A 20,939-nucleotide genomic window follows, 5' to 3' on the forward strand; every position below is an offset into this window, starting at 1 on the left:
CCTCAATCGGGAGCATGAATCGCGGCCCATGACGGCTGTCGGTCGCCCGGCGCGGAGCGGGCGGCGTGGATGGCGCGGGCGATCGCGCGGGCAAGGCAGCAGGCTGCGGCATGGCCGAGACGATACAGGTCCGCTCCCCCTTCTGCCAGAGGCTGCGCACCCGTCGCTGCGGCAAAGACCAGATCGCCGTCGAACAGAGTGTGTGAGGGAACGATGGCCCGCGCCATTCCGTCCTGAGCGGCGGTGGCGAGCCGCGTGGCCTCGGCCTGCGTAAGCTGGGCGTCGGTGGCAACGATGGCGATGGTGGTCGCCTCTCCGAGCTGCTTGCCTGGCCCGTCCATGTCCTGCGGCGGCAGGGGAGAAGGCAGGCCGAGGCCGCCGAACTCCCCGTCCATCTCCCATGGCGCGGCCCAGAATTGTGGGCCGTTGCCCAGCGTCACAGAGCCGAGCGCGTTCACGGCAACCAAAGCGCCTACCGTCAGCCCGCCTTCAAGCACCACGGAGGCAGAGCCAAGCCCGCCCTTCCAGTTCCGTGTCGTGGCTCCTGTCCCCGCGCCGACACTGCCTATATCAAAGCGGGATGCCGCGTTGGCGAGTGCGGTACGGCCAAGCGCCTTGTAGGGGTTCTCCCGCCATGACTTGTCGCCGCCATTGGTCAGGTCGAACAGGATCGCTCCGGGAACGATGGGAACCCGCTGACCGCCTACGGCAAACCCGCGGCCCGCCTCCCGCAGCGCGTCGGCCACGCCAGAGGCCGCATCAAGGCCGAAAGCCGATCCGCCGGAGAGGACGAGCGCGTCCACCTCCTGAACCAGCCGGTCGGGGGCGAGCAGGTCCGTCTCCCGCGTGCCGGGTGCGCCGCCCATCACGGAAACGGCGGCAGTGAACGGTCGCTCCCCCACCAGCACAGTCGCTCCGCTTTTGAGGCGGGCATCGGACGCATTGCCGACCGACAGCCCCGCGACATCGGTAATGAGATTGCGCCGTCCGGGCCGCATCACGCCGTCTCCTCCAGCCAGCCCGCGGGGATGCGGGGGGTCGCTGCGATCAGTTGCGCCGTGTAGGTTTCGCGCGGGGCATCGAATACCTCGGCCGTTGGACCCCCCTCGATGATGCGCCCCCCTCGCATGACCATCACCTTGTCGGTGATGCCACGCACCACGGCAAGATCATGGCTGACAAACAGGTAGCTCAGTTTCAGGCGTTCCTGCAGATCGGAGAGCAGATCGAGGATCTGGGCCCGTACGCGGACATCCAGCGCGGAAACCGCCTCGTCCAGCACGATGAGAGCCGGCCGGATGATGAGCGCGCGGGCGATGGCGATGCGCTGGCGCTGACCGCCCGAGAATTCATGGATGTATTTCCGCATGTCATCGGGCGACAGGCCGACCTCCACCAGCGCCGCCGCCACGCGTTCCCTCTGCTCCGGGCGGGAGCAGGGGCGCAGGTGAAACGGCTCGGCCACCAGCCGCTCTACCCTGTGGCGCGGGTCGAAGCTGCCGAACGGGTCCTGAAAGACGACCTGCACCCGCGCCCGCTGGCCATGGCTCATCCGGCCAGCGACGACCGGCTCTCCGCCAAGGCGGATTTCTCCCGACTGTATCGGGTCGAGACCCAGAATGGTGCGGGTGAGGGTGGATTTTCCGCACCCGGATTCACCCACCAGCCCGACGCTTTCCCCTTCCCGCAGCGTAAGGCTCACGCCGTCCACCGCCCGCAACGTGCGTTGGGTTCCGAGCAACCCGTCGCGGGGCAGGGGATAGGCGCGAACCACATCCCGCACCTCCAGCAGCGGTGCGCCGAGACTTGGGTGCGCACGTTCCGGCACATGGGCGGAGGCCGCGAAAAGCTGGCGCGTATAGGTCGCGCGTCTTTCCCGGAACACGGTTTCGGTCGGTCCCTGCTCCACGATGCGGCCCTGGCTCATCACAGCCACCCTGTCTGCCATGCGGGCGACAACGGCAAGATCATGGGTGATGAGCAGCAGGCTCATGCCCTCGTCGGCCACGAGATCCTTGAGCAGATCCAGAATCGCCGCCTGCGTCGTCACGTCGAGCGCGGTCGTCGGTTCATCGGCGATCAGCAGTTTCGGACGGAGCGCGGTGGCCATGGCGATGCATACCCGCTGCCGCTGACCGCCAGACAGCTCATGCGGGAAACGATCGAGCGGCACACGGGTTGCGTCCAACCCGACACGGTCGAGCCGCGCCCGCGCGATCTCCAGCGCTTCGGACCGTGAGGCGCGCCGGTGAACGACGAGAGTCTCAGCCACCTGCGCGCCGATGGTCTGCATCGGGTTCAGCGCCGTCATCGGTTCCTGAAAGACCATGCCGATCTCCGCACCCCGCAGACGGCACATCCGCTGCTCGGAGAGCGGGAGCAGATCCACCCCGTCCAGCAGGGCCGCGCCCCGCACCTCGCCCCCTTGGGGCAGCAGCGCCATGAGGGCCAGCGCGCTCATGGACTTGCCCGACCCGGACTCCCCCACCAGCCCCATCACCTCACCCGCCCCGATGTCGAAGGACACGTCCCGCACCACCGGCGTACCACGGAGGGTAACCGCAAGATCCCTGACAGAGAGCATCGGCGCGCTCATCTGCCCCGCCTCAGACGCGGATCCAGCACGTCACGGAGGCCGTCGCCCATCAGGTTGAGGCCGAGCACCGTCACCACGATCGCCAGCCCCGGCAGGATGGCGACATGGGGCGCGAGGGCCACCAACGTCTGCGCCTCTGCCAGCATCCGCCCCCAGGAGGGGATCGGCGGTTGTGCGCCAAGGCCGACATAGGACAGCCCGGCCTCCGCCAGAATGCCCAGCGAGAACTGGATGGTCGCCTGCACGATCAGGAGGTTGAGGATATTGGGCAGGATATGCTCCACCGAAATCCGCGCGCGCCCCTTGCCCGCGACCTGCGCGGCGCGGACGTAGTCGAGCGTCCACAGGCTCAGCGCTCCTCCCCGTGCGACGCGTGCAAAGACGGGAATGTTGAAGATGCCGATGGCAAGGATCGCATTGACGGCGGACGGTCCCAGCACGGCGGTGATCAGGATGGCGATGACGAGGCTCGGGAAAGCAAAGATCACGTCGTTGCCGCGCATGATCGCCTCGTCCAGCAGGCTGCCCCGACTTGCGGCGGCGGCAAGTCCCAGCGGCACGCCGATCCCCACCCCGATCCCCACCGCGATCAATGCGACGGAGACAGAGGTCCGCGCCCCGACCATCAGCATGGACAGGATGTCGCGCCCGAGCTGATCCGTGCCGAGCAGGTAGCCCGGCGTGCCGACGGGCTTCAGCTTCGCAGCTACGGCCAGCGTCTCCACCGAATGGGGAGTCCAGAACAGCGACAGCAGCGCCGCGAGCAGCACGATGAGCGACAGAGCCCCGCCGACGACCAGAGAAACCGGCGGCCTCACGCGCGCGCCCTCAACCGGGGATCGATGAACATATAGGCCAGATCGGTCAGGAAGTTCACCACTATGACGGTGAACACCAGCAGCATGACAGCCGAGCGCACGACGATCAGGTCCCGCTGGGTGATGCCCTGAAAGATCAGCCGCCCGAGGCCGGGGAGATAGAACACGTTCTCGATAATGATTGCGCCCGCCAGCAGAAAGGAGAACTGCAGCCCCAGAATTGTCAGGACCGGGATCAGCGCGTTGCGAAGCGCGTGACCAAGAATGGCACGGCGGAGGCTCAGCCCTTTGGCGCGTGCGGTGCGGATGTAATCCTGCCCCAGTGTTTCGATCAGGGCGGATCGCATGACGCGCGCGAGGATGGACGCCTGCGGCAGCGCAAGGGCGATGGCGGGAAGCGTCAGCGACTTCACCACGGGCCAGGGACCCGCGCTCCAGCCCGGAAAACCGCCGGAGGGGAACCAGCGCAGCGTGATCGAAAAGAGCAGCACCAGCAACATCGCGAACCAGAAGTTCGGCACCGCGATGCCAAGCTGGGTCACGCCCATCACCGACCAGTCGGTCACGCTTCCCCGGCGAGATGCTGCGAGCAGGCCTGCCGGCAGACCTATGAGGACACTCAGCACAAGCGCATAGAGAGCAAGGGGGAAGGAGACGGCAACCCGCTGTCCGATCAGCTCTCCCACCGGTACGCGGTACGTATAGGACGTGCCGAAATCGCCTGTCGCCATGCCGGCGATCCAGCGCAGGTACCGCTCGGCGACGGGCCGGTCCAGATCCATTTCCCGGCGGAGGGCGGCAACGGTGTCCGGCTCTGCGTTCATGCCCAGCATGAAGGTAGCCGGATCACCGGGCACGCTCTCGATCACAGCGAAGATCGCCACGCTCGCAACGATGAGGCTCAGCAGGAGCGAGGTGATGCGGGAGAGGGTGAAGCGGAGCATTGGGACCAGTCGTGTTGCGCCGCAGCGTAGATGTCGCGCGGCGCGGGGTCCAGATGTTTTGGGCTGGCGCACCGAGGCTCATGGTCCGTCTGGATGGAAACGCTATGTCGCGCCAGGCCAGCGATGGTGATCAACCGCCTGATCCCCCGGGTGGAGGGCGCTTGTCGCGGCTCTTTCCGTGCCGGCGCGCGGGTCTTCGGCAAGGTGCTGAACAACAGGGTGCTGAAAAGTATTCCGAGCTTGCTCCTGCACGGAAATCTCTGCCTCGTTGTTGAGGAGTCTCCCGAAACCTCAGGCTTGGCTCCTGACAAGGCCGATTACGTGGTTTTCAACGCAAGGCCGGGTAGACCACGATCTTTTCAGTAGCCTGTCAGCAGCGCGCGTCATGGGAAACCACCACATTCGCGGAAGGGCGCGGTCGGCCGACGAAGAGGCTTCCCACCCGTAGGCGGGAAGCCAAGAAGATCGGGAATTTCCCCGGTCGCTAGGTGGTAAACAGTCAGGCCACCATCAGGATCGGGTTTTCCAGCAGGTCCGCCATGGCCTTGAGGAATTCCGCCCCCAATGCCCCATCGATCACCCGGTGATCGACGGAGAGCGTGACGGACATGACCGTGGCCACCTCTATCTCACCATCCTTGCCGACGACCGGCTTCTTGACGCCCGCTCCGACGGCGAGGATCGACCCGTGCGGCGGGTTGATGACGGCATCGAAATTGTCGATCCCATACATGCCGAGGTTGGAGATCGCGAAGCTGCCGCCCTGATATTCCTGCGGCGCGAGCTTGCGGTCCCGCGCCCGATGGGCAAGGTCGCGCATCTCTGCCGACAGGGCGGAGAGAGACTTCTTGTCCGCGTCGCGGATCACAGGCGTGAACAGCCCGCCCTCCACGGCCACGGCCACCGCCACGTCGGACGGCTTCAGTTTGAGGATGCGGTCACCCGCCCAGACGGCATTGGCATCCGGCACCTGCTGCAACGCGACTGCGCCCGCCTTGATGATGAAGTCGTTGACCGACAGCTTTACCCCCCGGCCCGCAAGCTGGTGGTTGAGGGTCTGCCGGAACTCCATCAGCGCATCGAGCCGGATGTCGCGGCGCAGATAGAAATGCGGGATGGTCTGCTTGGCCTCGGTCAGCCGCGCCGCGATGGTCCGGCGCATCCCGTCGAGCGTGACTTCCTCATAATCGCGGTCAGCGTAAAGCTTCTTGACCATGTCTGCAGAGGCGCCGGTCGCCATGGCCGCTTTCTGCGGTTCGGGCTTCTGCTCCGGTGCGGATGCCGTCGTCTCCGCTGCGGGGGCGCGCGTCGGCTGGCCGGGTTTTGCCGTCTCCACGTCCGCCTTCACGATACGGCCATGCGGGCCGGAGCCGGAGAGGGCGGCAAGATCGATGCCCTTTTCCGCAGCGATACGGCGGGCGAGGGGGGAGGCGAAGATCCGCTCTCCCTCTGCCCGCGCGGACGCTTTTTCGGCGGCCTGGGGAGGCGCCTCGGGCGCAGCGGCAGCCTGCTTCGGGGCCTCCTCCGCCTTGGGCATGGCCTTGGATGCGGGCGCATCCTCCACACTCTCGCCTTCCTCCACCAGCACCGCGATGGGTGCGTTCACCTTCACGCCCGCGGTACCTTCCGGGACGAGGATCTTACCGATGACCCCCTCGTCCACGGCCTCGAATTCCATCGTGGCCTTGTCGGTCTCTATTTCCGCGAGGATGTCTCCGGAGGAGACGGTATCCCCCTCCTTGACCAGCCATTTCGCGAGCGTCCCCTCCTCCATCGTGGGAGACAGGGCGGGCATCAGGATTTCAGTCGCCATTCTCTCCCCCTTCAGCGGTAGGTGACCTTCTTGACCGCCGCGACGACATCGTCCGCGGTGATCAGCGCCAGTTTCTCAAGGTTAGCGGCATAGGGCATGGGCACGTCCTTGCCTGCGCAGTTGATCACGGGTGCGTCGAGCCAGTCGAACGCGTTCTCCATGATATAGGCCGACAGGTGGTTGCCGATGGATCCGACGGGGAAACCTTCCTCCACCGTCACGCAGCGGTTGGTCTTCTGCACGGAGGCGAGGATCGTGTCGTAGTCGATCGGCCGCAGCGTGCGAAGGTCGATGACTTCCGCCGAGATGCCTTCCTCCGCCAGCTTGTCCGCCGCGGCCAGGGCGTGGCTCATCCCGATGCCGAAGGAGACGATGGTGACATCCGTGCCCTCCCGCCAGATTTTCGCCTTGCCGAACGGGATGGTGAAATCTTCGATGTCCGGCACCTCGAAAGAACGGCCGTAAAGGATTTCGTTTTCAAGGAAGATGACCGGATTCGGGTCGCGGATCGCGGACTTGAGCAGGCCCTTGGCATCGGCCGCGGAATAGGGCTGCACGACCTTCAGGCCGGGGATCTGCGCATACCATGCAGCATAGTCCTGGCTGTGTTGGGCCGCCACGCGGGCGGCGGCGCCGTTCGGGCCGCGGAACACGATCGGACATCCCATCTGACCGCCCGACATGTAGAGCGTCTTGGCGGCGGAGTTGATGATCTGATCGATCGCCTGCATGGCGAAGTTGAATGTCATGAATTCCACGATCGGCTTCAGGCCTCCGAAGGCCGCGCCGACGCCGATACCGGCAAAGCCGTGCTCCGTGATCGGAGTATCCACCACGCGTCGCGCGCCAAATTCGTCCAGAAGCCCTTGGCTGATCTTGTAGGCGCCCTGGTATTCGCCGACTTCCTCGCCCATCAGGAAGACGGTGTCATCGCCGCGCATTTCCTCCGCCATGGCCTCGCGGAGTGCCTCACGCACCGTCATTGTTTTCATCGGCGTGTCGTCCGGCCAGTCCGGCGTGGTATCGGCTGCCTTCTGCGGATGCGGCGCGGCCTCCACGGCGGATGTGGCTTTCGCTTCGGCCGGAGCCTTCGCTTCGGCGGGCGTCTCCGGTTTCGCCGCGGCAGGTGTCGCGGTTTCGGCGCTTTCGCCTTCCACCACGAGCACTGCGATGGGTGTGTTGACCTTTACCCCGGCGGTGCCCTCGGGGATGAGGATCTTGCCGACCGTGCCCTCATCCACGGCCTCGAATTCCATCGTGGCCTTGTCGGTTTCGATTTCCGCGATGATCTGGCCGGAGGACACCTCGTCCCCCTCCTTGATCAGCCATTTCGCGAGCGTGCCTTCCTCCATCGTGGGAGACAGGGCGGGCATCAGGATCTCGGTTGCCATTCTGTCTTTCCCCTCAGGCGTAGATATCGGTGTAGAGTTCGGAGAGATCGGGCTCCGGGCTTTCCTTGGAGAATTCGGCGGCCTCGTTCACGATGCCCTTGATCTCCTTGTCGATGGCCTTGAGGTCGTCCTCCGTCGCATGGCCGCCTGTCAGCAGCAGCTCGCGCACGTGTTCGATGGCATCGCGTTCTTCGCGCATCTTCTGCACTTCCTCACGCGTGCGGTATTTCGCGGGGTCCGACATCGAATGGCCGCGGTAGCGGTAGGTCATGACTTCGAGGATATAAGGCCCGTTCCCCGCGCGGCAGTGCGCGACGGCCTTCTCGCCCGCGGCCCGCACGGCAAGCACATCCATGCCGTCCACCTGTTCGCCGGGGATGCCGAAAGCCTCACCGCGGCCGAACAGAGTCTTGGACTTGGTGGAGCGTTTGACGCTCGTTCCCATCGCATACTGGTTGTTCTCGATGACAAAAACGACCGGCAGGCTCCAAAGTTCGGCCATGTTGTAGGTCTCATAGACCTGGCCCTGGTTGGCTGCGCCGTCACCGAAGTAGGCGAAGGTGACGCGGTCGTTGCCCAGATACTTGTCAGCGAAGGCAAGGCCTGCACCGATCGGCACCTGCGCGCCCACGATGCCATGCCCGCCGTAGAAGTGGCGCTCCTTTGAGAACATGTGCATGGAACCGCCCTTGCCCTTGGAGTAGCCCCCCTCCCGGCCTGTCAGTTCCGCCATGACCCCTTTCGCATCCATCCCGCAGGCCAGCATGTGCCCGTGGTCGCGGTAGGAGGTGACGCGCTTGTCGCCTTCCTCCGCGGCGGCCTCCAGGCCGACGACAACGGCCTCCTGCCCGATGTAAAGGTGACAAAAGCCTCCGATGAGGCCCATTCCGTAAAGCTGTCCCGCCTTCTCCTCGAACCGGCGGATCAGCAGCATCTCCCGGTAGTAGTGGAGAAGCTCGTCCTTGGACACGTTGGGCTTCTCGGCGGGTTTCCTGGCGGCCATGCGCAACTGCTCCCTCTGGGTAATAGTTCACCATTAAACCATTTTCGCAAGATGGCAAGTCGGGCATGTGCCGCCCCGCCTTGCGACCTGTCCTGAAATAGCAAAAGGGGGCAGACCGCCCCCTGGTTCCCGTTCGCCAGCAAGTTGATTTCCCGCTGGTTCAGCGGATGACGATCTCGTCCTGCCGCGTATAGCCCAGCACGTCGCGCGCCTGCTGGTCGAGCAGGTCGAGGTCGAGATACTGATCGGAGAGCCTTCGCGTGCGATTGCGCAACTCGTTCACCTCCGACTTCAGCCGGTCACGCTCCTCGGTGAGCTTTTCCGCTTCGGCCATGATCTGAACCCGGCTGAACACGCCGTGATCCCCCTGAACGGCGGCAAAGGTAAAATAGGTCGCCAGTGTGCCCGCGACCACGAAATACATCACCGCTCCGAGCGGGGGGCGCTTTCGCTGGCCGTTTATCATCCTGTCCCTCCACCGGGCGTCGTGCCGGGGTTCGTCATAGCGTCTCTCATGGACGTTTTCCCCCTCAAGTGTCGCACAGGCACGGCGGAATGCAACCATCTGTGCGCGTTGCGGCCTTGCTCCACGCGGCGGATCGCCTAGGCTTCACGGACTGGTTGGGGGAGGAAGCCATGCAACCTGTCGGCCATCTGCCCACGCATGAGGTGGAGAACCAGCCCGGCCCGCCGGGCGACAGGGATCTTTGGCGGGACGATCCTGCCCTGCGTGCCGCCGTAAAACGCGAGGCGGGTGATGCGGAGCTTCTTGCTGGCCACGGTAGCGAACTCGGACGCCTGGTCTGGCGGGAGGCGGCGCGGGACGCAAACCGCGCCGCGCCCGAGCTACGGCTTTACGATGTCGCCGGACGGCGCTGCGATGAGGTGCACTTCCATCCCGCGTATCACGATTTCCTGCGGCTGGGGCTGGGGGCGGGCTATGCGGCACTTCCCTGGGAGGGCGCGCGTGGCGGGCACGTGAGCCATGCCGCACTGGCCTATCTTCACAGTCAGGTGGAACCCGGCACCTGTTGCCCGATGACCATGACGTATGCCGCATCGGCGGCCCTCGGTGCGGCGCCAGATATTGCGGCGCGCTGGCTGCCGGGCCTTCGATCCCGCGACTACGATCCCCGCCTGCTGCCGGCGAGAGAGAAGGCGGGTCTGACGCTCGGCATGGCGATGACGGAGAAACAGGGCGGGTCGGACCTGCGCGGTTCCTCGACCCGAGCGGAGCGGACGGGCGAAGGCTGGCGGCTCACGGGGCACAAGTGGTTCTGCTCCGCGCCGATGTCGGACGGGTTCCTTACGCTTGCGCAGGCGGCGGAGGGGTTGACCTGCTTTCTCGTTCCCCGCTGGCTGGAGGACGGGCGGAACGCCATTCGTCTGCGGCGGCTGAAGGACAAGCTCGGCAACCGCTCTAACGCCTCGGCGGAGATCGAATACGAAGGGGCGTTCGCGGAGCCAGTGGGGGAGCCAGGGCGGGGCGTGGCAACCATCATCGCGATGGTGCATCACACGCGGCTGGATACGGCACTGGCGCCCGCGGGCCTGATGCGGGCCGCGCTGGTGGAGGCGCGGGACTGGGTCTCGGGGAGGCGGGCCTTTCAACGGCGGCTCATCGACCAGCCATTGATGCGCGCCGTTCTGGCGGATCTCACGCTCGACTGGCTGGGTGCCGTGGCGCTTGGCTTTCGCGTTGCGCGGGCGTTCGATGAAGATGATACCGCCTTTGCCCGGATCGGGGTGGCGCTGGCCAAGTTCATCGCCAACAAACGCTGCCCCATGGTGGTCGGCGAGGCTTTGGAAGTCAGGGGCGGCATGGGCTATGTCGAGGATACCGTCCTGCCGCTTCTTTACCGCGAGGCTCCGCTGAACGGCATCTGGGAGGGGTCCGGCAATGTCATCTGTCTCGACATCCTGCGGACGCTGGCCCGAGAACCGGCTGCGGCTGCGGCATTGCAGGCAGAACTGGAGGCCGCGCGGGGCGGCGATTCCCGCTATGACAGGGCGCTGACCGCCCATGAAGCACGCTGGCCGGGGCTGCCGGAGGAGGCGGAGGCGCGCTGGTTCGTCGAGCGGCTGGCCGTGCTGCTGACGGCAAGCCTGCTCCTTCGCGCAGGCGATGCGTCGGTTTCCGACGGATATATGATGACGCGGGTGGAGGGGGAGAGCGGCCGGATTCCGGGTAGCGTTTCCGGTCTCGACACCGGGGGCATCCTGGATTGGCTTTAGCAGGCTGCCGGAAAGTCTTTCAGGCCTGCGGGGTTGGAAACTGACCGCAATCCGAGACCCAGGCGGCAATCTCCACAATGGGGATCCTCACAGGGCAGATTTCAGCTTTTCAGAGCATAAGAGACTGCTGAAAGAGCATTCCACGACTCCTCTGAGGCGGAGGCCCTTCCCATACGGTTGAGATGCGCCCCGGAAACCGCCAGTTTTACCGCGTGAACGGACAGATTTTCTGTCTTTCGACGCAAGTCCGGGTCGGTGCCCGCTTTTTCAGCAGACTGATAAGGATCGTCACCTGCGCTCCCACGATGCCATGGCCATCGTAGAAATGGCGCTCCTTGGAGGACATGCGCAGGGAGCCGCCCGTGCCTTTGTCGTAGCGTACTCGCGGCCGGCCAGTCGGTCCTGAAGACCTTTCGCACCCATGCCGCAGGCCAATAAGAATAGAGAACTTTACACGTTGCTGAAAAAGGCTTTTGGCTTGTGGGAGTGGAAATCGTTTCGCCATCTGACGAGATCCAGCCGGAAGTCCATATATTTCGGGGCGTTTCCGGCGCGTTTTCTGATTCCCGCCGCATGGCATGATACTTCAGCGCTCTTTCAGCAGCCTTTTGGCGCATGAAAAAGGCCCCCGGGAAGGGGGCCTTCATGATCCATCGTGAGGGCTCAGCCCGCGATGGACGCCTCGTAGGTGGTCTGCACGGTCTCACCGAGAACACGGTCGAAATCCGCATCGGCCTGCTCCGCCGACAGGCCCTCTGTCAGCGCGCGGGAGAAGGAGGCGATGATCCCGGTATTCTGCGCCAGCTTGGCGTTCGCCTCCTCCCGGCTGTAGCCGCCCGAGAGCGCGACGACCTTCAGCACTTTCGGATGATCGACCAGCGGCTTGTAGAAGTTCGGAACGGTAGGCAGCGAGAGTTTCAGCATCACCGGCGCGGAAACGGTCTCCAGCCCCTTGAGCAGCGCGTCGCGCAGCAGTGATTCCGCTTCCGCCTTGTCGGCGATGGAGATCGTCACCTCCGGTTCAAGGATCGGGACAAGCCCATGGGCCAGAACCTGCTCACCCACCTCGAACTGCTGGTCCACGATCTTCTGTATCCCTGCAGGGTTCGCCGCGTTCACCACGGAGCGTTCCTTGGTGCCGAAGATCCCGGCCTTTGCCGCCCTGTCAAGCAGTGCGTCCAGTCCCGGCATCGGCTTCATGAGCTGCACGCCATCGGCTTCCGCCTCAAGCCCCTTGTCGATCTTCAGGAACGGCACCACGCTGCGGGTTTCCCAAAGATATGTCGCGGTCGGCGTGCCGTCGATATCGCGGTCCATGGTCTGTTCGAACAGGATCGCACCCACGACCTTGTCACCGGTGAAAGCGGGGGATTTGATGATCCGCGCACGCATGGCGTGGATCAGGTCGAACATCTCGGTTTCGCCCGAATAGGCGCTTTCTTCGATACCGTAGAGCCGGAGCGCCTTGGGGGTGGATCCGCCAGACTGGTCGAGCGCGGCGATGAACCCCGCGCCCTTCTTGATCTGCTCGGCCTGTTTAGCATTCGGCATGGTCATATCCCTGAAAATGACTTTGGGGGGCGTCATTTTCAGGTCTAGCCGGAGCGCCGCGGCCCCGCAATCTCTGGTGGCGCTAACGGTTGACCGGAGGCGTCAGACCATGTCCAACGCCTTGACCCCCGGCAATTCTTTGCCTTCCATCCACTCCAGGAACGCCCCGCCAGCGGTGGAGATATAGGTGAAGTCACCCGCCACTCCGGCCTTGTTCAGCGCGGCCACCGTATCGCCGCCACCCGCGACGGAAACAAGGCTTCCTTCTCGCGTCAGCTTGGCCGCATAGCGTGCGGCTTCGGTCGTCGCCTTGTCGAAAGGTTGGAGTTCAAATGCGCCGAGCGGGCCGTTCCAGATCAGCGTCCGGCAGGTGTCGAACACCTTCTCCAATTCCTTCACCGTCTGCGGCCCGGCGTCCAGGATCATCGCATCCGCCGGGCAGTCGTCGGCGGGCAGGATTTCATGTGGCGCGTTGGCCTTGAACTCACGTGACACGACAATATCGACCGGCAGGTGGATGGTGCAATTGGCCGCCTTCGCACGGGCAAGGATGTCGCGTGCGGTCTCGGCCATGTCAGGTTCGGCAAGGGATTTGCCGATCTGCTTGCCTTGAGCAACGAGGAAGGTGTTCGCCATCCCGCCGCCGATGACGAGATGGTCCACCTTGGTCACCAGATTGCCCAGCAGATCGAGCTTGGTGGACACCTTCGCTCCGCCAACGATCGCGACCAGCGGCCGTTTCGGATCTCCGAGCGCCGCGGCAAGCGCATTCAGTTCCGCCTCCATCTGCCGCCCCGCGCCGGAGGGGAGAAGCTTCGTGATTGCCTCGACCGAGGCATGGGCGCGGTGAGAGACGGAGAAGGCATCGTTGATGTAGATGTCGCCCAGCCGGGCAAGCTCCCGGGCGAAGGCCGGGTCGTTCTTCTCTTCCCCCTCGTGGAAGCGGGTGTTTTCGAGCATCACGACCTCACCAGGGCGGACTTTCTCGATCGCCTCCTCCGCGCGGGACCCGGTGCTATCCTCCGAGAAGACGACCTTGGTGCCAAATGCCTTTTCCATCGCCGGCTTGATGACCTTGAGCGACATCGACGGCACGACCTTTCCCTTCGGGCGGTCGAAATGCGCAAGCAGGATCGGCTTGCCGCCCTTTTCCAGCACGGAACGGATGGTGGGCGCGATCTTTTCGATTCGCGTGGCATCGGTCACCTTGCCGTCCGCCACCGGGACGTTCACGTCCACCCGGATGAGGACGCGTTTGTCTTTCAGGTCGAAATCGTCGAGCGTTTTCCAAGCCATGTGCTGTTCCTCGCAGTGGTCGCTGCGGTATTTCGCCCGAAGGGGTGGTGTGCGTCAACTCGCCCATATGTCTGTGCCGATGACCGGAGACGACGCTTTACCCTTTTCCTTGCGGGTTCCAGCTACTAGGTTGCGCCCAAAGCCAAGGAGGACAGGCCATGGCCGAGATCAAGGATCCGGAAAACACAATTATCATCGAGCTGAAGGACGGCCCCGTCGTCATTGAACTTCTCCCTGATGTCGCTCCCAAACATGCGGAACGCATGAAGGAACTCGCCCGCGCGGGCAAATACGACGGTGTCGTGTTCCATCGCGTGATCGACGGGTTCATGGCCCAGACGGGCGATGTGGAGAACGGCAACGCGACCGTCGAGACGTTCAACCTGCGGCGCGCGGGTACCGGCGGGTCGGACCTGCCGGATCTTCCGGCGGAATTCTCCCGCCTGCCGCATGATCGCGGAACGCTGGGCGCCGCCCGCGCGATGGACCCGAACTCGGCCAACAGCCAGTTCTTCATCAACTTCAAGGACAACCATTTCCTGAACGGTCAATACACGGTCTATGGCCGCGTGATCGAGGGGATGGAGAATGTCGATAAGATCAAGCGCGGCGAGCCGCCGGCAGAGCCGGACCGCATGATCTCCGTCAAGGTCGCTGCGGATGGCTGAGAACGACCTCGTCCGGCGCGGGATGTTCTTCGGGGCGGCGGTTGCCGTCGCCCTTGCGACCTTCGGTACGTTCAGCATCGGCGCGACCTTCCTGGGCCGGGCGGATGCGGCGGCGGAGGATGGTCCCGGCCCGGATCTGGTGATCCAGGTGGACGGTCAGGCGAAGGGGCGCGTGGTGATCGACCTGCTCCCCGATGTGGCGCCCGAACATGTGAAACGTATCGTCGCGCTGGCCGAGGCCGGAGATTACGACGGCGTCGTGTTCCATCGGGTCATCGAGGGTTTCATGGCCCAGACCGGCGATGTGCAGTTCGGCAAGCATGCTGGCGATACCTCGCGAGCGGGGATGGGCGGTTCCGACCTGCCGAACCTGCCCGCGGAATTCTCCAACCAGCCGTTCAAGCGCGGCACGGTCGGCATGGCGCGTTCGCAGGATCCCAATTCGGCGAACAGTCAGTTCTTCATCATGTTCGATGACGCTCCGCATCTTGACGGCCAGTATACCGTCGTTGGCCGGGTGGTCGAAGGCATGGATGTCGTGAACAAGATCAAGCGCGGCAACAGCGGCCGCAACGGTGTCGTGACCGATCCTGACTGGATGGCCAAGGTCACAGTGGAGAAATAGGCCACACGGTCATTCGATGCTGGCCTTTTGAACCGAAACCCGTCCTGATGCGTTATCAGGACGGAATTCTGAGAAGGGAGAGCCAGATGAAATCGGATGCCGAACGCCGTACTCAGCTTGATGAACGGCTGGCCGAACTCGAAGACCGCGTCGAGGATATCGACGAGGAAATCGGCTCCGAAGACAGCGACGACTGGGAAGATCAAGCGTCCGAACGACAGGGCGACGAAGTGCTCACCGGTCTCAGCGAATCTGCGGTGAACGAGATCCGCATGATCAAGGCGGCCCTCAAACGGCTGGACGAGGGCGAATACGGATACTGCACCGTCTGCGGGAAGCGCATCTCAGAAGACAGGCTCGACCTCATTCCAGCGACACCGTTCTGCAAGGACGACGCGCGCTGAGGTACAGCGCCGCACAAAGACGATTGCTCTGATCACGGGCCTCCGATACGGAGGCCCTTGCCATGTCAGACCGCATCCCGATCCTTTCGCATGTCAAGGCGCTGCTTGCGCTTGGTATCCCCCTGATCGGCAGCAATGTCGCGCAGGTGGCGTTGCATGTCAGCAATACGGTTATGCTCGGGTGGTATGATGTCACCGCGCTGGCGGCGGCGACGCTGGCCACCGCATCCTACGTGGTGCTGTTCTATTTTGGCGCCGGATTTGCGCAGGCCGTGATGCCTCTGGTGGCGGAGGCCGCGGGCACCGGGGATGAAACCACCGCTCGTCGTGTGACGCGGATGGGGATGTGGCTGTCTGTCCTCTACGGCATCCTCCTGCTCCCCGTCATGTTCTGGTCGCGGCCGCTTTTCGGGCTGCTGGGGCAGGATCCGGCGGTTTCCGAGCTGGCACAGACCTACCTCCGCATCGTCGGACCGGCGATCATCCCGGCGCTGGTGGTCATGGTGCTGCGCAGCTATCTCGCAGCTCTGGGGCGGACGCAGGTGGTGCTCTGGGTGACCCTGACAGGGCTTGCCGTGAACATCGTGGCGAACTGGGCGCTGATCTTCGGCAACTGGGGCTTTCCCGCACTGGGCATCGCGGGGGCGGCGACGGCGTCGGCCCTTGTGCAGCTCGTGACGATGGGGCTGCTGGCCGGCTATGCGGCATGGCTCCCCGAACTGCGCCACAACCGGTTGTTCCAGCGGATCTGGAAGCCCGACTGGCAGGCATTCGGCCGTGTCTTCTGGCTCGGCTGGCCGATCGGGTTGACCAGTCTGGCAGAATCCAGCCTGTTCACGGCTGCGGCGGTGATGATGGGCTGGATCGGGCCGAAGCCGCTCGCTGCGCATGGCATCGCGATGGAGTTGACCGCGCTTGCCTTCATGCTGCATGTGGGCCTGTCCAACGCGGCCACCGTTCGCACCGGTCGCTTTCTGGGTGAGCGGAACTGGCCGGAACTGCGGCGCGGCGCGGTTGTGGCGCTCTGCCTTTCCGCGATCTGCGGTGTGGGCATCATCGTGACGATCCTGACCATTCCCGGGCCGTTGATAGAGCTGTTCCTCTCTCCCTCCGAGACTGATCGGGAGGCGATCATCGCCATCGGAACCGCGCTTCTGGCCGCTGCGGCGGTGTTCCAGTTCGGCGATGCGGCGCAGGTTATGGCGCTGGGCCTGTTGCGTGGGGTGCAGGATACGCGGGTGCCGATGTTCATCGCCGGGCTCAGCTACTGGATCGTCGGTGTGCCAGCGAGCTATCTGCTAGGCTTCCATTTCGGCCTGGGGCCGCAGGGGATCTGGTATGGCCTTGCCGTGGGCCTGATCCTGGCCGCGATCCTGCTTCTGCTGCGATTCTGGACGCGCGCGCTCCGCCGGGAATGAGAAGGCGCGCCGATGGCGCGCCCCCTGATGTTCAGTCTTCTGCTAGCACCGCGTCCTTCAGGCCCGGCGGCATGTGTCCAGTAGGGAGGGGCCGCCCATCCCCTTTGCCGGGACGTCCGCCAAGGGCAGCGCTCAGCTTCTCCGTATCCAGTTCGTTCTCCCAGCGCGCCACGACGATGGTGGCAACGGCATTGCCGATGAAATTGGTCAGCGCACGGCATTCCGACATGAACCTGTCGACGCCGAGGATCAGCGTCATTCCGGCCACGGGCACCGAGGGCACGACCGAAAGTGTGGCCGCCAAGGTGATGAAGCCTGCGCCCGTGATCCCGGCAGCGCCCTTGGACGACAGCATAGCCACTGCCAGAAGCAGAAGTTGCTCCCCCCAGCTCAGGTGGATGTCCATAGCCTGCGCAATGAATAGCGCGGCCAGAGTCATGTAGATGTTGGTGCCGTCGAGGTTGAACGAGTAACCCGTCGGCACGACCAGACCGACCACGGAACGCGAGGCGCCCGCACGCTCCATCTTCTCCATGAGCGAGGGCAGCGCCGCTTCAGAGGAGGAAGTGCCGAGGACGAGCAGCAGCTCCTCCTTCAGGTAGGCGATCAACTTCAGGATGGAGAACCCGTTGTACCGCGCGACTGCGCCCAGGACGCCCAGCACGAAGATCAGCGCGGTGATGTAAAAGACCGCGACCAGGAAGAACAGGTTCACCACCGTGCCGATGCCGTACTTGCCGATGGTGAAGGCCATCGCGCCAAAGGCGCCGATGGGCGCCGCCTTCATCAGGATGGCCACCAGCTTGAACACCGGAACGGTGAGCTGTTGAAGAAAATCGGTCACTGGTCGGCCCAGATCGCCCACTGCTGCCAGCGCCAGCCCGAACAACACGGAGATGAACAGCACCTGAAGGATGTCGCCATCCGCGAAGGCGCCGACCAACGTTGTCGGGATGATGTTCATCAAGAACCCGGTGACGGTCGAATCATGAGCCTTTGCCGCGTACTGCTGCACGGCGGAAGCGTCGAGCGAGGCCGGGTCGATATGCAGGCCAGTCCCGGGGTGCAGCGTGTTCGCAACGACGAGACCGATAATGAGCGCCAGCGTGGAGAACGTCAGGAAGTAGAGCATCGCCTTGCCCGCGACGCGCCCGACCTTCTTCATATCCGTCATTCCGGCGATGCCGGTGGAAACGGTCAGGAAGATTACCGGAGCGATGATCATCTTCACCAGCCGGACGAAGGCATCACCCAAGGGTTTCAGCTGTTCGCCGAACAGGGGCCAGTAATGGCCAAGCAAGATACCCGCGACGATGGCCACGAGCACCTGAAAATACAGGTGGCGATAGAAAGGAAGCGGCTCCGCCGGAGCCGTGGTTGTCGGTTGCATGCTGATCCTCCCATGCGTGTCGCGGGTCGGCCAGGTTCCTCGTCCTTGCCGGTCCCATCCGTCTGGCGACGGAAATGGATATCAGCGTGCATGCGCGCCTGAGGGGGGTGAATCAATTGGGGCCGGCGGTCAAAACCAACCGGCCCCAGAGGGGTTGGGTGGAAGTCCACCCAATACAGATCGGACGTTGGGTGGAAATCCACCCAACGTGCTCTCAGCGCAGGGACGCGCAGAAATCCTTGATCCGCGTGCAGGCTTCTTCGAGCACGGCGTCGGAGGTGGCGTAGCTCACGCGGAAGTTGGGGGACAGGCCGAAGGCCGCGCCGAACACCACGGCCACGCCCTTTTCCTCCAGCAGCGCGGTGGCGAAGGTCTCGTCGTCCACGATCTCCGCCCCGGCGGGGGAAGTCTTGCCGATGCAGCCCGCGACGGAAGGATAGACGTAGAACGCGCCCTCCGGCACCGGGCAGGTGATCCCGTCCGCCTCGTTCAGCATTCTGACCACAAGATCACGGCGCCGCTCGAAGGCAAGGCGGCTCTCCGCGATGTAGTCCTGCGAGCCATTCAGCGCCTCCACGGCAGCCCACTGGCTGATCGAGCACGGGTTGGAGGTCGATTGTGATTGCACCTTGCTCATCGCCTTGATGAGCATTTCCGGCCCGCCGGCATAGCCGATCCGCCATCCGGTCATCGCATAGGCCTTCGACACGCCGTTGCAGGTCAGGGTGCGGTCATAAAGCCCCGGCTCCACCTCGGCGGGAGTGACGAACTTGAAGTCGCCGAACACCAGATGCTCATACATGTCGTCGGTCATCACCCAGACATGCGGATGGCGCATCAGCACGTCGGTCAGCTCCTTCAGCTCCTCCCGGCTGTAGCCCGCGCCGGAAGGGTTGGAGGGCGAGTTGAAGATGAACCACTTGGTCTTGGGCGTGATCGCGGCTTCAAGCTGTTCCCCGGTGATCTTGTAGCCGGTCTGCATCGGACCTTCGATGAACACCGGCTCGCCGCCTGCAAGCAGGACCATGTCGGGATAGGACACCCAGTAGGGCGCGGGGATGATGACCTCGTCGCCCGCGTTCAGCGTGGCGACCAGCGCGTTGTAGAGCACCTGCTTGCCGCCCGTGCTCACCGTTATCTGCGATGGCTTGTAGCTCAGGCCGTTCTCCCGCTCGAACTTGGCGCAGATCGCCTTCTTGAGTTCGGGGATGCCGTCGACGGCGGTGTATTTGGTCTTGCCCTCGTCAATCGCGCGCTTGGCGGCGTTCTTGATGTTCTCGGGCGTGTCGAAATCCGGCTCCCCCTGCGACAGGCCGATGATGTCGCGGCCTTGCGCCGCAAGCTCGCGCGCAAGGTTTGATACGGCGATCGTGGGGGAGGGTTTGACGCGGTCGAGCGTTTCCGACAGGAAGGGCATGGCGGGGCTCCGGCTGGGAAGGGTCGGCCCGCTTTAGGGCGCGCCGTGCGTCCGATCAAGGCCGAAGAGGATGATCATGACCGAGACCCGTGAAAACCGGCTGAAACGCCTCAGGATGCGGTCATGGCGGCGCGGGATGAAGGAGATGGACCTGATTCTCGGCCCCTGGGCGGATGGCGCTCTTGAGGAGCTTTCACCGGAGGATCTCGACCTGCTGGAAGACCTGCTGGAGGAGAACGATCAGGATCTCTACCGCTGGGTCGTCTCGGGTGGGGCGCCGGAGCCGCTTTCGCCGCTGCTCGATCGGATCGCCGCCCATGCTCACACGCGGTTTCGAGGCTGACACAGGGCGGACGTCTCCTTAACCGGATATTGGTATTTCTTGTTCATTCTGCTGCAAATACGACAGACGGAGCGAGACATGACCATCGTCCAGAAACTGCCCCAGCCCCCCACCGATGACCTGCCGTTCACCGGCTATCTCGATATCCTGAGCCTGATCGAACGGCTGCACCGCCTGCTGCTCGATGTCATCAAGGATGAGTTCGAGCGGGTCGGGGTGATGGAGATCAACGCGGTGCAGGCCCTGCTGCTGTTCAACATCGGCGAGAACGAGGTGACGGCGGGGGAACTGAAAAGCCGCGGCTACTACCAAGGCTCCAACGTGAGCTACAATCTGAAGAAGCTCGTTGAGATGGGCTACATGCACCATCAGCGCTCGCAGATGGATCGGCGTTCTGTGCGGGTGAGCCTCACGCCGAAGGGGCGTGAGGTGCGAAGAGCGATGGAGGACCTTTTCGCCCGTCATGTGGACGGGTTGGAGGCGCGGGGCCGGGTGGACGCGCAGGGGCTGCGCTCCACAGCAGAGGCGCTTCGTCGGATGGAGCGGTACTGGACGGACCAGATCCGCTATATCTACTGAGCGCTTACCAGTGCCCGGTATTCGGCATGGATGCCCACGGTTCCGCCGGCGCCAGCGGAGCGCCCGCCTGAAGAAGCTCGATGGAAACGTTGTCGGGGCTGCGCACGAAGGCCATGTGACCGTCGCGCGGCGGCCGGTTGACGGTCACGCCCTGATCCATCAGCTTCTGGCAGAGCGCGTAGATATCCTCCACCTCGTAGGCAAGATGGCCGAAGTGGCGGCTGTCGGAGGGAAGGTCCGTGTCGCCGTCCCAGTTCCAGGTCAGTTCGATCGGCGCCTGTTCATCTCCCGGCGCGGCCATGAAGACCAGGCTGAACCGTCCCTTGTCATTGTCGATGCGCCGGATTTCCCGCAGCCCGAGCAGTTCATAGAAGGCCATCGACTTTTCGAGATCCAGCACGCGGACCATCGTATGCAGATACTTCATATCGTCTCCTTGCGTTTTGGA

General features: G+C 64.1%; 20 protein-coding genes and 1 pseudogene. 7 read left to right on the forward strand and 14 right to left on the reverse strand.

All coding sequences use genetic code 11. The features are described from left to right. Positions 1-2: 2 nt before the first annotated feature. From CG51_RS00545 to CG51_RS00585, 8 genes are all read right to left on the reverse strand, one after another. Positions 3-998, reverse strand: a complete 996-nt coding sequence (locus CG51_RS00545) for a P1 family peptidase (RefSeq protein ID WP_035740761.1) — start codon at positions 996-998, stop codon at positions 3-5. Beyond that, positions 998-2,596, reverse strand: a complete 1,599-nt coding sequence (locus CG51_RS00550) for an ABC transporter ATP-binding protein (protein ID WP_233141358.1) — start codon at positions 2,594-2,596, stop codon at positions 998-1,000. The genes CG51_RS00545 and CG51_RS00550 overlap by 1 nt, the downstream gene beginning before the upstream one ends. Beyond that, the gene (locus CG51_RS00555) at positions 2,593-3,414 is read right to left on the reverse strand and encodes an ABC transporter permease (RefSeq protein ID WP_035740763.1); all 822 of its coding nucleotides are present in this window, start codon (positions 3,412-3,414) and stop codon (positions 2,593-2,595) included. Before CG51_RS00555 ends, CG51_RS00550 begins: the two co-directional genes overlap by 4 nt. Beyond that, complete coding sequence (locus CG51_RS00560; protein WP_035740765.1) at positions 3,411-4,358, reverse strand: ABC transporter permease; 948 nt, start codon at positions 4,356-4,358, stop codon at positions 3,411-3,413. The genes CG51_RS00555 and CG51_RS00560 overlap by 4 nt, the downstream gene beginning before the upstream one ends. 499 nt (positions 4,359-4,857) lie before the next feature. Continuing rightward, positions 4,858-6,171, reverse strand: a complete 1,314-nt coding sequence (locus CG51_RS00570; protein ID WP_035740769.1) for a pyruvate dehydrogenase complex dihydrolipoamide acetyltransferase — start codon at positions 6,169-6,171, stop codon at positions 4,858-4,860. Positions 6,172-6,182: 11 nt separating this feature from the next. Further along, the gene (locus tag CG51_RS00575; protein ID WP_035740770.1) at positions 6,183-7,562 is read right to left on the reverse strand and encodes a pyruvate dehydrogenase complex E1 component subunit beta; all 1,380 of its coding nucleotides are present in this window, start codon (positions 7,560-7,562) and stop codon (positions 6,183-6,185) included. Between the two features lie 13 nt (positions 7,563-7,575). Beyond that, positions 7,576-8,565 carry a pyruvate dehydrogenase (acetyl-transferring) E1 component subunit alpha gene (gene pdhA / locus CG51_RS00580; RefSeq protein WP_035740771.1) on the reverse strand — a complete coding sequence of 330 codons (990 nt, stop codon included), beginning with the start codon at positions 8,563-8,565 and terminating at the stop codon, positions 7,576-7,578. 160 nt (positions 8,566-8,725) lie between these two features. After that, positions 8,726-9,031: an FtsB family cell division protein gene (locus CG51_RS00585; protein WP_035740772.1), complete on the reverse strand. Its 306-nt coding sequence runs from the start codon at positions 9,029-9,031 to the stop codon at positions 8,726-8,728. Between the two features lie 170 nt (positions 9,032-9,201). On the opposite strand from CG51_RS00585, the gene CG51_RS00590 reads away from it, so the two are divergent. After that, positions 9,202-10,800 (forward strand): acyl-CoA dehydrogenase family protein, encoded by a 1,599-nt coding sequence (locus tag CG51_RS00590; RefSeq protein WP_035740773.1) that lies wholly within the window; start codon positions 9,202-9,204, stop codon positions 10,798-10,800. 283 nt (positions 10,801-11,083) lie between these two features. Here CG51_RS00590 and CG51_RS20655 read toward each other — a convergent pair. From CG51_RS20655 to CG51_RS00600, 3 genes and pseudogenes are all read right to left on the reverse strand, one after another. After that, positions 11,084-11,238, reverse strand: a pseudogene (locus CG51_RS20655) (pyruvate dehydrogenase (acetyl-transferring) E1 component subunit alpha); the annotation flags it as partial. A gap of 225 nt (positions 11,239-11,463) precedes the next feature. After that, the gene (locus CG51_RS00595; protein WP_035740774.1) at positions 11,464-12,351 is read right to left on the reverse strand and encodes a fructose bisphosphate aldolase; all 888 of its coding nucleotides are present in this window, start codon (positions 12,349-12,351) and stop codon (positions 11,464-11,466) included. 102 nt (positions 12,352-12,453) lie between these two features. Beyond that, positions 12,454-13,647 carry a phosphoglycerate kinase gene (locus CG51_RS00600; protein ID WP_035740775.1) on the reverse strand — a complete coding sequence of 398 codons (1,194 nt, stop codon included), beginning with the start codon at positions 13,645-13,647 and terminating at the stop codon, positions 12,454-12,456. Positions 13,648-13,805: 158 nt separating this feature from the next. Here CG51_RS00600 and CG51_RS00605 point away from each other — a divergent pair, with 158 nt between their 5' ends. The 4 genes from CG51_RS00605 to CG51_RS00620 all read left to right on the forward strand — a co-directional run bounded on the left by CG51_RS00605 (position 13,806) and on the right by CG51_RS00620 (position 16,762). Continuing rightward, entirely contained in the window at positions 13,806-14,315 is a 510-nt protein-coding gene (locus CG51_RS00605; protein WP_035740777.1) for a peptidylprolyl isomerase, read from the forward strand. Beyond that, complete coding sequence (locus CG51_RS00610) at positions 14,308-14,940, forward strand: peptidylprolyl isomerase (RefSeq protein WP_169742240.1); 633 nt, start codon at positions 14,308-14,310, stop codon at positions 14,938-14,940. The genes CG51_RS00605 and CG51_RS00610 overlap by 8 nt, the downstream gene beginning before the upstream one ends. Before the next feature lie 86 nt (positions 14,941-15,026). After that, positions 15,027-15,344 carry a TraR/DksA family transcriptional regulator gene (locus CG51_RS00615; RefSeq protein WP_035740779.1) on the forward strand — a complete coding sequence of 106 codons (318 nt, stop codon included), beginning with the start codon at positions 15,027-15,029 and terminating at the stop codon, positions 15,342-15,344. A 62-nt stretch (positions 15,345-15,406) separates the two neighbouring features. After that, positions 15,407-16,762, forward strand: coding sequence for an MATE family efflux transporter (locus tag CG51_RS00620; RefSeq protein WP_035740781.1), 1,356 nt, complete (start codon positions 15,407-15,409; stop codon positions 16,760-16,762). 31 nt (positions 16,763-16,793) lie between these two features. Here the strand turns inward: CG51_RS00620 and CG51_RS00625 are convergent, their stop codons facing one another. Continuing rightward, entirely contained in the window at positions 16,794-18,152 is a 1,359-nt protein-coding gene (locus tag CG51_RS00625) for a dicarboxylate/amino acid:cation symporter (RefSeq protein WP_051929953.1), read from the reverse strand. A 214-nt stretch (positions 18,153-18,366) separates the two neighbouring features. After that, on the reverse strand, positions 18,367-19,569 hold the full coding sequence (locus tag CG51_RS00630; RefSeq protein ID WP_035740783.1) for a pyridoxal phosphate-dependent aminotransferase: 1,203 nt from the start codon (positions 19,567-19,569) through the stop codon (positions 18,367-18,369). Between the two features lie 76 nt (positions 19,570-19,645). Between CG51_RS00630 and CG51_RS00635 the strand changes: the two genes are divergently transcribed. Then, a complete protein-coding gene (locus tag CG51_RS00635; protein ID WP_035741245.1) occupies positions 19,646-19,912 on the forward strand; it encodes a succinate dehydrogenase assembly factor 2 in 267 nt (88 codons plus the stop codon). 78 nt (positions 19,913-19,990) lie between these two features. Then, positions 19,991-20,491: a MarR family winged helix-turn-helix transcriptional regulator gene (locus CG51_RS00640; protein WP_051929954.1), complete on the forward strand. Its 501-nt coding sequence runs from the start codon at positions 19,991-19,993 to the stop codon at positions 20,489-20,491. 4 nt (positions 20,492-20,495) lie between these two features. On the opposite strand, the gene CG51_RS00645 is transcribed toward CG51_RS00640, so the two are convergent. Then, complete coding sequence (locus CG51_RS00645) at positions 20,496-20,918, reverse strand: VOC family protein (protein WP_035740784.1); 423 nt, start codon at positions 20,916-20,918, stop codon at positions 20,496-20,498. Between the last annotated feature and the right edge of the window lie 21 nt (positions 20,919-20,939).

Origin of the sequence: Haematobacter missouriensis (genome assembly GCF_000740775.1) — a bacterium.
Lineage (GTDB): Bacteria > Pseudomonadota > Alphaproteobacteria > Rhodobacterales > Rhodobacteraceae > Haematobacter > Haematobacter missouriensis.